At 63.1% G+C, this 12573-nt stretch carries 14 protein-coding genes and 1 pseudogene; 7 read left to right on the plus strand and 8 right to left on the minus strand.

Going from position 1 to position 12573, the window contains the following annotated elements; genetic code table 11:
* The first annotated feature begins 5 nt into the window (after positions 1–5).
* From ABQM86_RS20380 to ABQM86_RS20390, 3 genes are read left to right on the plus strand one after another with little or no spacing between them, the layout of a single operon-like run.
* Entirely contained in the window at positions 6–905 is a 900-nt protein-coding gene (locus tag ABQM86_RS20380) for a YhfZ family protein (protein ID WP_089596711.1), read from the plus strand.
* Positions 880–1992, plus strand: a complete 1113-nt coding sequence (locus ABQM86_RS20385) for a Gfo/Idh/MocA family protein (RefSeq protein WP_369745429.1) — start codon at positions 880–882, stop codon at positions 1990–1992. Before ABQM86_RS20380 ends, ABQM86_RS20385 begins: the two co-directional genes overlap by 26 nt.
* Positions 1989–3098, plus strand: coding sequence for a Gfo/Idh/MocA family protein (locus tag ABQM86_RS20390; RefSeq protein ID WP_369745430.1), 1110 nt, complete (start codon positions 1989–1991; stop codon positions 3096–3098). Before ABQM86_RS20385 ends, ABQM86_RS20390 begins: the two co-directional genes overlap by 4 nt.
* Positions 3099–3134: 36 nt before the next feature.
* Here the strand turns inward: ABQM86_RS20390 and ABQM86_RS20395 are convergent.
* Positions 3135–4029: pseudogene (locus ABQM86_RS20395) on the minus strand (heterodisulfide reductase-related iron-sulfur binding cluster); the annotation flags it as partial.
* Between ABQM86_RS20395 and ABQM86_RS20400 the strand changes: the two are divergent.
* Positions 3999–4442 (plus strand): FCD domain-containing protein, encoded by a 444-nt coding sequence (locus ABQM86_RS20400; RefSeq protein ID WP_369745431.1) that lies wholly within the window; start codon positions 3999–4001, stop codon positions 4440–4442. The pseudogene ABQM86_RS20395 and the gene ABQM86_RS20400 sit on opposite strands and share 31 nt — an antisense overlap.
* Here the strand turns inward: ABQM86_RS20400 and ABQM86_RS20405 are convergent.
* Positions 4439–5035, minus strand: coding sequence for a helix-turn-helix domain-containing protein (locus ABQM86_RS20405; RefSeq protein ID WP_369745432.1), 597 nt, complete (start codon positions 5033–5035; stop codon positions 4439–4441). The genes ABQM86_RS20400 and ABQM86_RS20405 overlap by 4 nt on opposite strands.
* A 77-nt stretch (positions 5036–5112) precedes the next feature.
* Here ABQM86_RS20405 and ABQM86_RS20410 point away from each other — a divergent pair, with 77 nt between their 5' ends.
* Complete coding sequence (locus tag ABQM86_RS20410; protein WP_369745433.1) at positions 5113–6039, plus strand: NAD(P)/FAD-dependent oxidoreductase; 927 nt, start codon at positions 5113–5115, stop codon at positions 6037–6039.
* A gap of 42 nt (positions 6040–6081) precedes the next feature.
* The gene (locus ABQM86_RS20415; protein WP_280624587.1) at positions 6082–6339 is read left to right on the plus strand and encodes a hypothetical protein; all 258 of its coding nucleotides are present in this window, start codon (positions 6082–6084) and stop codon (positions 6337–6339) included.
* Between the two features lie 161 nt (positions 6340–6500).
* Here ABQM86_RS20415 and ABQM86_RS20420 read toward each other — a convergent pair whose 3' ends face one another.
* The 6 genes from ABQM86_RS20420 to ABQM86_RS20445 form a co-directional block, all read right to left on the minus strand.
* Positions 6501–6641, minus strand: a complete 141-nt coding sequence (locus tag ABQM86_RS20420; RefSeq protein ID WP_280624589.1) for a hypothetical protein — start codon at positions 6639–6641, stop codon at positions 6501–6503.
* Between the two features lie 138 nt (positions 6642–6779).
* Positions 6780–7628 (minus strand): hypothetical protein, encoded by an 849-nt coding sequence (locus tag ABQM86_RS20425; RefSeq protein WP_369745434.1) that lies wholly within the window; start codon positions 7626–7628, stop codon positions 6780–6782.
* On the minus strand, positions 7613–8302 hold the full coding sequence (locus ABQM86_RS20430; RefSeq protein ID WP_369745435.1) for an HAD-IA family hydrolase: 690 nt from the start codon (positions 8300–8302) through the stop codon (positions 7613–7615). The genes ABQM86_RS20425 and ABQM86_RS20430 overlap by 16 nt, the downstream gene beginning before the upstream one ends.
* A gap of 78 nt (positions 8303–8380) precedes the next feature.
* Positions 8381–9175 carry a sugar isomerase domain-containing protein gene (locus ABQM86_RS20435; RefSeq protein WP_157731945.1) on the minus strand — a complete coding sequence of 265 codons (795 nt, stop codon included), beginning with the start codon at positions 9173–9175 and terminating at the stop codon, positions 8381–8383.
* Between the two features lie 96 nt (positions 9176–9271).
* Positions 9272–10294 carry a hypothetical protein gene (locus ABQM86_RS20440; RefSeq protein ID WP_280624598.1) on the minus strand — a complete coding sequence of 341 codons (1023 nt, stop codon included), beginning with the start codon at positions 10292–10294 and terminating at the stop codon, positions 9272–9274.
* 2 nt (positions 10295–10296) lie between these two features.
* Positions 10297–11661 (minus strand): FAD-dependent oxidoreductase, encoded by a 1365-nt coding sequence (locus ABQM86_RS20445; protein WP_369745436.1) that lies wholly within the window; start codon positions 11659–11661, stop codon positions 10297–10299.
* Positions 11662–11792: 131 nt separating this feature from the next.
* On the opposite strand from ABQM86_RS20445, the gene ABQM86_RS20450 reads away from it, so the two are divergent.
* Positions 11793–12557, plus strand: a complete 765-nt coding sequence (locus ABQM86_RS20450) for an SDR family NAD(P)-dependent oxidoreductase (protein WP_280624601.1) — start codon at positions 11793–11795, stop codon at positions 12555–12557.
* The last annotated feature ends 16 nt before the right edge of the window (positions 12558–12573 follow it).

Here is a 12573-nt window from a genome sequence, read left to right on the forward strand (position 1 = left end):
GAACAATGGGGAAATCGATTGACGCTGTCAGCGTCCTGGCCAACGCGGCGCTCTCGCTGCCGCTGGGCGCACAGGTTCCGACCACTGCGGAGCTGGCCCGCATGGCCGGCACCGGGGCGGGAACTGTACAGGCAGCGCTGCGAACCCTTGAACTGTCAGGCGCCATCCAGACCTCCTCACACGGGAGCTCGGGGAGGCGCCTGACGGCCAAGGTTCTTCCTGACCTTTGGGCTGCAAGTGGCCGCGGCATCCTGACCGGAGTCCTGCCGCTGCCCGACACCCGCGAGTTCACCGGCCTTGCCACCGGATTGAGCGAGGCGGCCGAGCGCGCAGGCATACCTCTTCAGCTTCTCTTCCGGCAAGGCAGCGCGGTGCGTCTTCGCTTCCTGGAAAGCAAGCGGGTGGATTTCACAGTGGCGTCGGCCGCCGTCGCCCATTCCATCGGCGAGCAGACCACCAGCCTTACCTTGGGCCCCCACACCTTCTACCGTAAACAGTCCGTGGTGGTGATCACCCGCACGGGCCAGGAGGTGGGGATCCCTGCCCGGGTTCCCGTGGACCGAAACTCCACTGACCATGTGACCCTCACGCAGCGTGAGTTTCCCAACGCTGAGATGGTTGATACTCCCTATGCCTTCATTCCCGAATCAGTAGTCAACGGAAACTTTGACGCCGCAGTCTGGCATCAATCAAATTCCAGCCCGCTGCTGGTGGCCGCCGGCATCCGGATCCACGCCTTGCAACACCCGCCCACCTCGGACAATGAAGCCCTCGATAGGGCTTCGATCATCTGGGGCAGCCATGATGCGGCTGTGGGCGGAATCATCACGGGGCTCTTCGACCCCGCAACCTTGGAAACAATTCAAAAGGAAGTCATGGATGGACGCCGCATCCCCCAGTTCTAAGCAGATCGATCCCTGGCGCATCGCCGTGGTCGGATTCGACCATATGCACGCCGGCGATCAGATCAGCGTTATCAAAGACCATCCCCGCGCCCTGTTGGTGGGAGCCTGGGACAGCAACCCGGACCGAATGCAGCAGGTGTGCGCGGAACTCGAGGTCCCGCCCCACCTTCAATACGGTGACCTGGACGCCCTCATCGCAGAGACAGCTCCGCAGATCGCCGTGGTCTGCTCCACAACGGCGGACCATCGCCGGTACGTGGACTACTTTGTGGAGCGGGGGATCCACGTGCTCCTCGAGAAGCCCTTGGCGTCCACCGTGAACGACGCCAGGGCAATCGTGGGTGCGGCAGCCTCGGCTCCGGGCGTCCTGGTGGGGGTCAATTGGCCGCTGGCGTGGTACCCCGTCCACAGAACAGCGCGGCGCCTTATCAGCGAAGGCGTGATCGGTTCCGTTCTCGAAGTGCATTACTACGACGGCAACAGGGGCCCTTTGTTCCACACCCATGGCAAGCATGAGGTGGACGACGCAGAGGTCGCCAATGCGAAAGCTTCAACGTGGTGGTACTCGGCCGCTGAAGGCGGTGGTTCCCTGCGTGATTACCTCGGCTACGGCGCTACTCTTGCTACCTGGTTCCGTGACGGCGAACTTCCCACGGATGTTACGGCCCGCACCCACATCAGCCCCGGGGATGAGGTGGACGAACAGTCGGTGGTGATTGCTTCCTATCGCTCAGGCTTGTCCACCTTCCAGACCCGTTGGGGCACTTTCACCGACCCGTGGACCCACCAGCCCTATCCACGCTGCGGCTTCGTGATCGTCGGCAGCGCCGGAACCATCGCCAGTTTCGACTACGCCGAAGCCGTCCAGGTTCAGGACAACGCGCATCCTGAGGGACAGGCCATTCCGGTGGACGAGCTTGCACCGGGTGATACCGGCGGAGTGCCCAACCTGATCCACGCATTGGATCACGGGCTGCCTCTGGAGGGCCCGGTGTCGCTGGAAGTCAGCATGGCGGGCCACCTGATTGTCGAAGCAGCTGCTCAAAGCGCGGCTGATCAGACGCCGGTTCGATTGGACACACTGTGACCACCAACAGCACTGCAACCACCAACAGCGCGGAAGCCTTCACCTCGGCAGCCCGGTACCTCCCCCCTGTTCCCCGGACCGCGGGGCACGGAGTTGGGCTGATAGGCTGCGGCTTCATCAGCGAAGCGCAACTGGCCGCATACCAAGAGGCGGGGTTCGACGTCGTGGTCCTGTGTGACCGCACCCTCGCCAAGGCAGAAGCCCGGCGAGAAGCGTATGCCCCGCAGTCCCGGGTGACCACCGACGTCGAAAACGTCCTTTCGGATCCGGCCGTGGACATTGTGGACATCGCCACCCACGTTCCCGGCCGCCCGGAACTCATCCGCCGGGCGCTGCGGGCCGGCAAGCACGTGCTGAGCCAAAAGCCGTTCGTCAGCAGCATCGCCGACGGCGAGCGCCTTGTCGAGGAAGCGCGGACGACCGGCAGGACCCTCGCGGTCAACCATAATGGCCGGTGGGCGCCGCATTTCGCCGCCGCCCTGGCTTTGGTGTCCGATGGTGCTGTGGGCGAACCGACGTCGGCTGACTTCACTGTTTATTGGCCGCATGATCAGGCTTTCGAACATGATCCCCACTTTTCCACCATGGAGGATTTGATCCTCTATGACTTCGGGATCCACTGGTTCGATGTTGTGGCCCAGCTGATGAGCAAAGCAGGCGACGCCCAGCGCGTTTATGCCAGTGTTGGCCATCGCCGCGGTGCGAAGGTTCCGGTAGCAACAGATGCCGACGTCGTTATTGAGTACGCGGCGGCGCGCGCCACTATCTCCTTCCGGGCTTCGGCCCCGCTGGCGGAAAAGGGCATGTACCGTATCGAAGGCACGGAGGGCACCGTTGCACATGAGGGGCACAGCCTTGGCGGCGAGGTGGTGACCTTGACGCGCCAAGACGGCTCCTCAGCCATTGATCTCCAGGGAGACTGGTGGAGCAACGGAATGCGCGGCACCATGGCCGAACTGATGGACGCTGTGGAGACGGGCCGTTCCGCTCGAAACTCTGCGGAGACTTCCCTTGCCGGCTTGCGGCTCTGCTTTGCTGCCCTGCATTCGGCCCGCACGCATGTGCCGGTTGACCCGGCCACCGTCGATGCTCGTCACGCAAATTGAGGTTTCCGCCGGCGTGGCTTGCCAGCACCAAGCCCCTTAACGGGTGACCTCTTTAAGGAGCTCCAGTACGTGCCGGTTTCGGGAACCTGTTGCCCGTGTCATGCCGAGCTCACAGGTTCTGTTGCAGGAGGCGTGGGCAGCAGCGTTCAGGTCCGCTACGTCCGCGGCCTGACGCGCTGTTGCCGACGCCGTCAGTTCCGGATGCAACATGCCCCTGTCACCGGCAAACGCACAACAACCCCAGTTCCCGGGAATGTCCACGCGTTCCGCCACTGCACCGGCAACCACGCCCAGCGCATCATTGAGTCCCATCCGCGTTGATGAGCAGGTGGGATGCAGCACCAGTGTTTGAAGTTTTCCGTGCTCGGGCAGCAGGGGCAGTATCCGTTCTGCGGCGAAGTCCACGGCGTCAACGATGCGCAGGGGAAGCTGACCCTCGGCGGGGACGTCGGATTCCACGGCATGGCGGAGGCCCTCCGTGCAGGACGAGGCGTCGCAGACGATGGGCAACTCGCCGTCACGGGTGGCGTGCCGGAGCGCTGCAACTGTTTTCGCTTCCATGGTTTCCTGGCCGTCAGCCATCCCTTTGGAGGACCATGGCGTCCCGCAGCACAGGCCGTCAATACCTTGTGGAACCAGGAGCGTTAGCCCTGCCCGGGCAGACAGTTGTTCAAAGCTGCACTGCACGCCGCGTCCGCCGGCTTCAGGTAATGCCCCTGCCGGACCGAACATGGTGTTGACGCAGGAAGGGAAATAGACGGCATCAACATGCCCCGAAGGAGCAGGGCGTTTCCGCGGTGAACCTCCGTCTGGAAGCTCCGTGGAGTACAGGGGTACAGCATCTGGCCCCCAGGACAGCCCGCGCCGCTGTATTGGGTGGCTTGATTCCTCCGGACCTGAATGTCAGCGACACGCCCCGGGCTGCACTGGCGCGCAGCAATCCTGCAAGCGGCGGCTTGCCCTCCGGAAAAACTTGCCCTCCGGAAAAAAGTGCCCGAGGCTGCCGTCCAGGCCAACCGCGACATCGCCGCGCTGCAGAGCGGCACCCCTTTGGACGTGGTGGAGCCCGACATGCGCTTCCATACGAGTTTGATTGACGCAGTGGGAAACGAACGTATCAGCCGGATGTACCGTTCCCTGGTGGGCGAGGTCCGGCTATGCATGGTCCGGGTACAGACCCTGAACCTCTTGGATACTTCCTTGATTCACGCAGAACACCAGAAAATCCTTGAGTTGATTGAAGCCGGGGAGCCCGACGCCGCTGCTGGGCTGCTGGATGAGCATCTGGGCCGTGCCCGGGACCGTCTGGCCGAAGCCATGGAAGGGCAACCCGCCGCAGGCTAGTGCTTGTACTCCTTACTGGACTTGGCCCTGACATGCAGCCGCTCCCCCTGCTGCCCGAAGAGGCTCAGAACTTCAGCCCCATGCCCTCCCGTACTGCCGAACCAGTGCGGGACGCGGGTGTCGAACTCAGCCACCTCGCCCGGCCCAAGCGTCAGGTCATTGTCTCCAAGGACAAGGCGCATACGCCCGGACAGGACATAAAGCCACTCATAGCCCTCATGGGTCTTGAGTTCGGGCTCCTTCTTGGAAGCGGGGATCACGATCTTCCACGCCTGGACGCCTCCGGGGTGCCTGGTCAGCGGAACAACTGTCCGCCCGTTCGCCACCCGTGGTTTAAGACGAGTCCGGGGATCGCCGACTTCCGGAGCACCCACTAGATCATCCAAAGGGACGTTGTAGGCCTGCGCCAGCGGAAGGAGCAGTTCCAGGCTGGGGCGGCGTTGACCGGTCTCCAGGCGGGACAAGGTGCTTTTGGAGATGCCGGTCGCAGCTGCAAGGCTGGTCAGAGTTACCTGTCGCTGGTTACGCAACCGTTTCAGCCTGGGACCCACCTGATCCAAGGCTGACGCGATCACTGCTGCAGTAGGGTCCATAGCCCAATCCAACGCGGGATTCCCGGAAACAGCAACGTTTGTTGTCGAAACCGGGAAGCCCGGACAGCCTTGAAGGCATGAGCAACTACGAGGTCATTATTGTCGGCGGAGGACCCGCCGGCCTGGCCGCGGCGCTGGTCCTATCCCGGGCACGCCGACGTGTCCTGGTCATGGATACCGGGGAACCGCGCAACGCCCCGGCCGCGCATCTGCATGGCTTCCTGTCCCGAGACGGCATGCCACCGGGCGAACTGCTGGCCACCGGTCGGAACGAGGTGGAGGCGTATGGGGGCGAAATCCTCAACGCCACGGTGAGCGACCTCGTGCAGTGCGGAAAGTCATCCTTCTCGGTCCTGCTCGCCGACGGCCGGCGGATGACCGCCCGGAGGCTGCTGATCGCGACGGGTCTCATCGATGAACTGCCGGACATACCGGGGCTTCAGGATCGGTGGGCCCGTGATGTTCTGCACTGCCCCTACTGCCATGGATACGAGGTTCGCGACCAAGCCTTGGGCGTTATAGGCGGATCGCCGGACGCAGTCCGTTATGCGCAGATCGTTCGTCAGTGGAGCGACGACGTTGTGCTGTTCACGCCGACTGATAGTCTTTCGATTGATCAGCGATCCCAACTCGTCGCCAGGTCCATCGGCATCGTGGAAGGCACGCCGGAACGTGTCCTGGTGGAGAACCACCTCAGCGGAGTTCGCATGGAAGACGGGCGCGTCATCCCCCGTACCGCCTTGTTCGTGCCCCCACGGTTTGTACCCAACAACCATCTGCTGCTTCGCCTCGGCTGCGAAACAGACGGCGACGGTTGGCCCGTCAAGGATTCCCAAGGGCTGACGTCCGTTCCAGGAGTTTGGGTGGCCGGAAACGTGGCCAACCCACGAGCCCAAGTCATTACCGCCGCGGGTGAAGGCTCCGCCTCGGCCATCGCCATCAACGCCGACCTCGTTGCCGAGGACATTCGGATCGCCGTGGACGCCTTCGCCCTTGGCCACTGACCCTCTACCGCCCCCTCATCACCACACAACCCAGGAGTACTCATGACCAACCCCACCACCTCCGCAAAAGTCCCGCCTCCCACCAAGCACCAACTCGCCATCATGATCTGGCTTGCCGTGTTTCCGACCCTGGTGGTCATCAACCTGGTGCTCGGCGAATGGCTTGGGACGCTGACTCCCGTCCTCCGTACTTTCATCCTCGCCACCATTGCGGTGCCGATCGTGATCTACGGCCTCATGCCACAGCTGCACCGCGCCCGGGTTCGGCTGATGACCCGACGTTCATCAGCCAAGCAATAACGGTGAAGGCCGACGGCGGTGCGGGTGCGGGAGACAAGTGCCCGCACCGCCTTGCACTCTGACCCGCTCCCGGGCGCCGGCCACTAGCCCACCGTGTGCAGGGAGGTCGAGTCCAAGGGGCGTCGCGCGTCCTTGGAAATCTGGCAAGCTGCACCGATGATTTACCCGCTACCCGTTCCCACAGCTTCAAGGCCTACCCCTTGGTAGGCGCGAAGGGCGGTTCGGGACGCGAGGTACTTGACGAGCGTCATGGCCGGGGCCGCATGAGGAGCTTGGGAAGCCACTCCGGCGGAGAGAGTCATGTGGTTCGCGGTCCCTGCCGGGAAGGGTCCCGGGACACCATCGCCATGAGATACCCGACGACGACGCCGAGCCCGGCGCCGACTGGCAGGGCGGCATCTTCGCTGAGAAGTCGTATCGGGGTGGTGCCGGCTAAACTGCTACTTGCCGTGGATGCGTAAACGGCACGAATGCTCTTTGCTTGCTCCCGGCATCAGCAGTTCAGTCGGGACCGAAGAGAGTTCGCGCCGTTCTCCCTCTTCATGCGGCAGGTCCGACCACGGTTCCAGGCAAACGAAATCCGCCCCGGGCTTTTTCCATACCGCCAAATGGGGAAATCCCCGGAAAGCCATGCTGAGTACCGGACCATCGGAGGAGACCAGCCTGACGGTGCGGCTGTTCAGTGACTCGAAGATCAATGCCCCTTCGCTCAGCAGTTCCTCCGTCAACCTCAGGGAATTGCCTTTGAGCGGAGAGTCATAGCGTTCATGCGTGAGGTGCACTTCGCTGTTGACCCTCCGGGTAGAGCCCGTTTCGGGACGTTCAAAAACCAAGTCCAAATCCTCATCCCTTTTCCAGCCAAATGCGGGGTGCCAGCCCAGCGAGGCCGGCAGGGGGGAATGGCCGGAATTCGTGAGGATGAACGTCACGGTCAGTTGCCTGGCCGCAACATGCCACTGTGTTTCCAGCGCGAAGGGAAACGGAAACCCTGTAGCGTCCTCCGGATGGTGGTCCAGGCGCAGGTGGGTGGAGTCCGGAGCGGACCGGACCACTGTGAAGCCGCTGTCCCGGACGAAGCCGTGCTGGGTCACTGGGTAGCGTAGGCCGTTGTGCCGGATGACATCCTCTGCAACCCGGCCGATGACCGGGCAGAGAATAGGGGCGTGGCGAGCCCATTCGGGCCCTGCCTCCCAGAGCAGTTCCTGCTCTCGACTTTGAAGGGAAATGAGCTCTGAACCGGTGCTGTCGATGACTGCACTGAGCTGATCATTGCCTATACGGATCTGCATCGGCGCCTTTCAGGCTGCTCGGACGTAGAACTGAAGGCCGCCGTCGATGACCTCCACCCGAACGGCGTCGAGCCCGCTGATGACCAGATCCGCTTCGGCGAGGTCAGCGGCGCGCGCCGTGTTCCTTCGATGGCAACGACGAATGATCCTGCTGCACGTGCAGCGGCGATTCCCGCGGGGGCATCTTCAAAAACAACAACCTTCCTCGGGTCCACTTTCAATCTTTGGGCCCCCAGGAGAAAAGGTGCCGGGTCCGGCTTCCCGCGGCTCGTTTCGCCGGCAGTGACCAGCACGGTAGGCGCGATGATGCCCGCGGCGTCCAGCCGGGCGGCGGCGACGGTCCTGACACTGGAGGTGACGATTGCTTTCCGGGTATCAGGGATGCTGGCCAGGAGTCCGGGCACGCCGGGAAACGCAGTGATGCCGTGGGTTTCCGTCGCCTCAATCCGAACGATTTCCGCCAGTGCGGCGTCCACTTCCACCGCCGGGACAAGTGCTTCCACTATTTGGCGTGCGGGGATGCCTTCGTACCACTCCTGGAAGGACCGGTCCGCAATACCTCGCCGGTCAGCCCACCGGGACCAACAATGATGGCTGTTGGCGGTGGAGTCGATCAGGGTACCGTCCATGTCGAAAAGAACCGCTTGTACGGCAGGAATTGTTGTGGTGATCATGCCCTTTATCCGTTCCGGGATGGCCCGCAGCCCGGGGACCGGAACAGCTTGTCCTGGCCCCCGCGGCGCATCTGGTGGTCAGCTCTGGTCGGCAGTGGCAACCAATTCCTCACTGACGCGGAGCACGTCGGCTTTGCGACGGGCGTGTTCCAAGTAGGCGCTTTCGAACAAGTGGTGGGATTGTTCGGCGCCGACGATCTGGGCACCCGTGAGGACGGGCAGCTCGATTCCCTGATCCGCGAGCTTTTGCGCAGTAAGGACCTTGAGGGTGTTGACGATCGCAATGTTGGAGATGCTGCTGACCGGGCCTACCTTGTTGGCCCAGCCATCGATGGTGACGGCTGCGTCGCCCAGGGGCGTGCAAATATCGATGACGACGTCGGCATGGTCGGCCAGGATGGTGCCTGAGGCGTGCGTCGGGGGAACCGATCGCGCCTCACTGATGGAGGTGACGGCAATGACTTTCAGGCCGGCCTTTTTGGCGATCATGGCAGTCTCGACCGGGACCGCGTTGCGGCCCGTCGCGCTGAAGATCAGGATGGCATCGGTGGGACGGAGCTTGAAGTTGGAGAAGATCACTTCTGCCAGCCCCGGAACACGTTCAATGAACATGGCCTGCCGCTGCCCGTTGGCCCCTGCGATTTCAGTGTGGAATGTCATCGACAGCTCTGCAATCGGGTGCCAGCCGGGGTATGAACCGTAGCGGGGAAACATTTCCTCGACAGGAATACGAGAGTGTCCCGTGCCGAAAGTGTGGACGACTCCGCCGCCACCAATGGCCTCCGCTGCAATGGCCGCAGCGGTCTCGAGGGCCTCGGTTTGCGTCGCCTCGATGCGGTCGAGGACGTTGCGGGCTTCCGCGATCCAACTCATGAGATTGGTCCTTTCACATTTGTCATTAGCCATACCAGCGGTTCCGATACAGCTGAGGTAGTAGTGGGGCCGCGGGAAGCATCCCGCAGCCGATGGTCAACGGGTCAGTTCTTCCGCGAAGTCGCCTGCACGCTCCGAGGCAGGTGGCCTCCAAGACAAAGCACTGATCGCGTTATTGCGCATGATGTCCTGGATCGCATTGTCGGTGAGGCCAGCGGACTTCAGGAGGACCGGAAACTCGCTTGCCAGCCAGGAAAGGCCAGGCGCTCCGCCCAGTGATGCCCAAAGGTCCCGCCGTGCGCCGTCGGTGCCCACGATGATTTGATGCCCGAAGCCCTCCTCCACCAGGGAGTAGACCGCGCAGACGGTGACGGAGGACAGTCCGCGCTCCCGCTGCCGCAGTCCCTGGTCCAACTCCAGGATGACGCCACTGGACGCCAACTCCTTCAGGTAGTTCAGAGCGTGGCTCTTATCCACGTGGCTGAGAATGATCGAGCCGGGCCGGACGCCCATGGCAAGGAGGAACTCCACCTGGGCGAGCCCTCCCAGCCCACCCTCGCAATGCGTGAGGATCGGCGCCCCAGTGAGGTTGCTCGCGTGGGCTGCCGCTTCCAGATTGCGGAGGTCCCGCTGATCCGGCGTCTGCCCACTGGTGGCTACCTTCACGATGCCCGCCTTGTAGGCACTGCGTCGGACTACAGGTCCCGTGTAGTCGAATTCGTCGATTCCTTCCACGAGGTCGGCAACGAACAATTTGACCAGGTCGTCCATATCCACCCGGTTGCTCCAGTGAAGGGGCCCGTAGTAGCGGTCGTGGTGCAGCCCGGTGGCGGAAATGATGTCCACCCCGGTTCGCCGGGAGATCTCAGCCAGCCTGATCGCGTCCCTTCCTGCGGCGACCGGCATGGCGTCGACCATGAGGGCTGCGCCGGCATCGCGGCATGCGCTCACCTCATCAACTGCCGTGTCGACGTCGTAAAGGTGAATATGGGGAAACCTGTCATGGATCAGAGGGGAGTCGATGATCAGGTGTTCATGTCCGAAGACCGAACCCGCTGGTAGTTCTTCCCGGTCCCCCAGAACGGTGCGGATGAATCCTGCTTTATGTGGTTGCATCATGGTCAGCGCGCCGATTGTGGTTGGAGCTGCACTTCGAGGATGGCGCCGGCAGCCCGCAACGTTTCACGAATCGCGGTGGCGGGCACGTCGCGGACGAGTCCCCCTGCGGCGGCCGCGGCCATGGCAGCCGCTGTTCCGGCGGCCTGGCCCATGGCCATCGTCTGGGCCATGGAACGGATGCTGGCTTGGGCATCATGAGTTGCCGAGAAGCATCGTCCGGCGACCATGACGTTTTGCGCGTCCCTGACGATCAGGGACCGCAGGGGAATACCCGCGGCACTTCCCTCCGGGAGGTACGCCCACGCGGTTCCATCTCCCGAGTGGTGATCCTCGATGGGTGCCGCGCACAGGGCGATTTGATCGTCGAACTGGTTGGCACCCAGAACGTCCTCGCGGGTGACGCGGTAGTCACCATAGATCCGGCGGGTTTCGCGCAGGCCGATCTGGGTGCTGAGACCCACCAGGGACGAATTTTCATACCCGGCTACCTTGTCGGTCAGGAAGCGGGCGTACTCCAGAACCTGGCGCCGACCTGCCATCTCGGCCTTGGTGAGGTTCTCCGGGTCCAACACGGTCTGCAGCGTCCCATCGGCGTCGCGGGTGGCCGAATCGAGGCGGGTCATAACTGTTGCCGTCATGCCCTCGATGGGTGTGATGTGGTCGCTGCCGTCAGTCCTGGGAAGGAGGTAGCCTTCAGCTGAGGCAGCCAGCATGAGCTCCCGCAGGTCTTCCTTCGTCAGCTTTTTGCGGGCGGCGTGATCGACGTTGATCATCCGGAACGTTGTGGTCAGGGTCTGAGCCGGAGCGATCTCACCGGCAACCTCGTACCCGAAACCGGCGAAGTGGCTAAGGTCCCCATCGCCGGAGGCGTCAACGAACGTCGTTGCGGAGACTTGCCGCAAACCGGCCTTGGTCGCGAGCAACAGGTCCGTGACCCGACCGTCGCTGACCTTAACCTCCTGCACAAAGCTGTGCAGGAGGACCCGCGTTCCGGCACTCGTGACCAGATCCTCCCAGGCCACCTTCAAGTGGTCTGCATTGTAGGTGACGCCTGTTCCGGCGCCGTAGGTGTTGGGCCGTTCAATGACCGGGCCGAGCGTACGCAGCTTCTCGACGACCTCGCCGGGAATGGAGTCCACCACCCGGAACGGGCGCGAGCCCGGTGAGTAAAAGCCGTAGAAGGTATCCAGCACGGCGGTGCTGTTGCCTCCCAGGAAGGGAAGCTTTTCGATGAGCAGCACGCGGGCTCCCTGACGGGATGCAGCGATGGCTGCGGTGGAGCCAGCCGAACCGGAGCCGACCACGACGACGCCGAAGTGGCCGATGGACGGAACGGCGGCGGACCAAGCGGTTGCGGGGGTTGCCACATGTCTCCTCAAGTAGTTACGAACTTGTTGGTATTTGTATATACTACTATGACACTGGTTGTTGGCCAATGCCTAGGTTGATTGATAAGCATTTTCCAGCACGTGCACTGTCAAATTTGAGGAGATGCGAAATGGATGGAACCGGCCGATCCGTAGTCATTACGGGAGCCTCGGGCATAGCCGCCGCGGCAGCCCGGCAACTAGCGGAGGCGGGAGATGCAGTTTTTGTCATTTCCCGCGACCCCAAGTCGTGTGCCGCCTTGGCGAACAGCCTCGGTGCGGGGAGCGCCGGATGGTACGCGGCGGACCTGCGGGATGAAGAGGCCACAGTGGCCGCCTTCGCGGCAGCGGCGCAAAAAATGGGCGGCATTGATGCCGTCGTCGCCGTTGCCGGCGGCAGTGCACGTCGATTCGGTGACGGCTGGCTGCACGAAATGACCCTGGATGCGTGGAACGCCTCGATCAGCTTGAATCTCACCACCATGTTCCTGACAGCACGCGAAGCCATCCGCCACATGCAAGGCAACGGCGGTTCCCTGGTCATGACCTCAAGTGTCCTGGCCACCTCGCCCCAACCGGACAACTTCACCACCCACGGGTACGCCGCGGCCAAAGCCTCCATCACAGGCTGGACGGTTCCTCTCGCCGCGGCCTACGCCAAGGACAAGGTGCGCGTGAACTGTGTTGCCCCCGGACTCGTACGAACTCCCATGGCCGCCAGGGCAGCAGAAGACCCCGCGATCGTCAGCTTCGCCGAACGCAAGCAGCCCGTAGCCCCGGGGATGTTGACCGCCGGGCAGATCGCCAAAGCATTGTGCTGGTTCGTCGACGCTGATGGGGTCACCGGCCAGGTCCTTGCCGTCGATGGTGGTTGGGCGGTGACTTCCACCTCATGAGCCGGCCTACTCTTCC

The organism is Paenarthrobacter sp. AMU7 (genome assembly GCF_041200195.1).
GTDB lineage: Bacteria > Actinomycetota > Actinomycetes > Actinomycetales > Micrococcaceae > Arthrobacter.

Bases quoted from the DNA above. Each gene is read 5' to 3' on its own strand.
- ABQM86_RS20410 (WP_369745433.1), top strand. From the start codon at position 5,113: ATGAGCAACTACGAGGTCATTATTGTCGGCGGAGGACCCGCCGGCCTG.
- ABQM86_RS20440 (WP_280624598.1), bottom strand. From the start codon at position 10,294: ATGATGCAACCACATAAAGCAGGATTCATCCGCACCGTTCTGGGGGAC.
- ABQM86_RS20450 (WP_280624601.1), top strand. From the start codon at position 11,793: ATGGATGGAACCGGCCGATCCGTAGTCATTACGGGAGCCTCGGGCATA.
- ABQM86_RS20430 (WP_369745435.1), bottom strand. From the start codon at position 8,302: ATGATCACCACAACAATTCCTGCCGTACAAGCGGTTCTTTTCGACATG.
- ABQM86_RS20425 (WP_369745434.1), bottom strand. From the start codon at position 7,628: ATGCAGATCCGTATAGGCAATGATCAGCTCAGTGCAGTCATCGACAGC.
- ABQM86_RS20415 (WP_280624587.1), top strand. From the start codon at position 6,082: ATGACCAACCCCACCACCTCCGCAAAAGTCCCGCCTCCCACCAAGCAC.
- ABQM86_RS20420 (WP_280624589.1), bottom strand. From the start codon at position 6,641: ATGACTCTCTCCGCCGGAGTGGCTTCCCAAGCTCCTCATGCGGCCCCG.
- ABQM86_RS20435 (WP_157731945.1), bottom strand. From the start codon at position 9,175: ATGAGTTGGATCGCGGAAGCCCGCAACGTCCTCGACCGCATCGAGGCG.
- ABQM86_RS20385 (WP_369745429.1), top strand. From the start codon at position 880: ATGGACGCCGCATCCCCCAGTTCTAAGCAGATCGATCCCTGGCGCATC.
- ABQM86_RS20400 (WP_369745431.1), top strand. From the start codon at position 3,999: ATGTCAGCGACACGCCCCGGGCTGCACTGGCGCGCAGCAATCCTGCAA.
- ABQM86_RS20380 (WP_089596711.1), top strand. From the start codon at position 6: ATGGGGAAATCGATTGACGCTGTCAGCGTCCTGGCCAACGCGGCGCTC.
- ABQM86_RS20405 (WP_369745432.1), bottom strand. From the start codon at position 5,035: ATGGACCCTACTGCAGCAGTGATCGCGTCAGCCTTGGATCAGGTGGGT.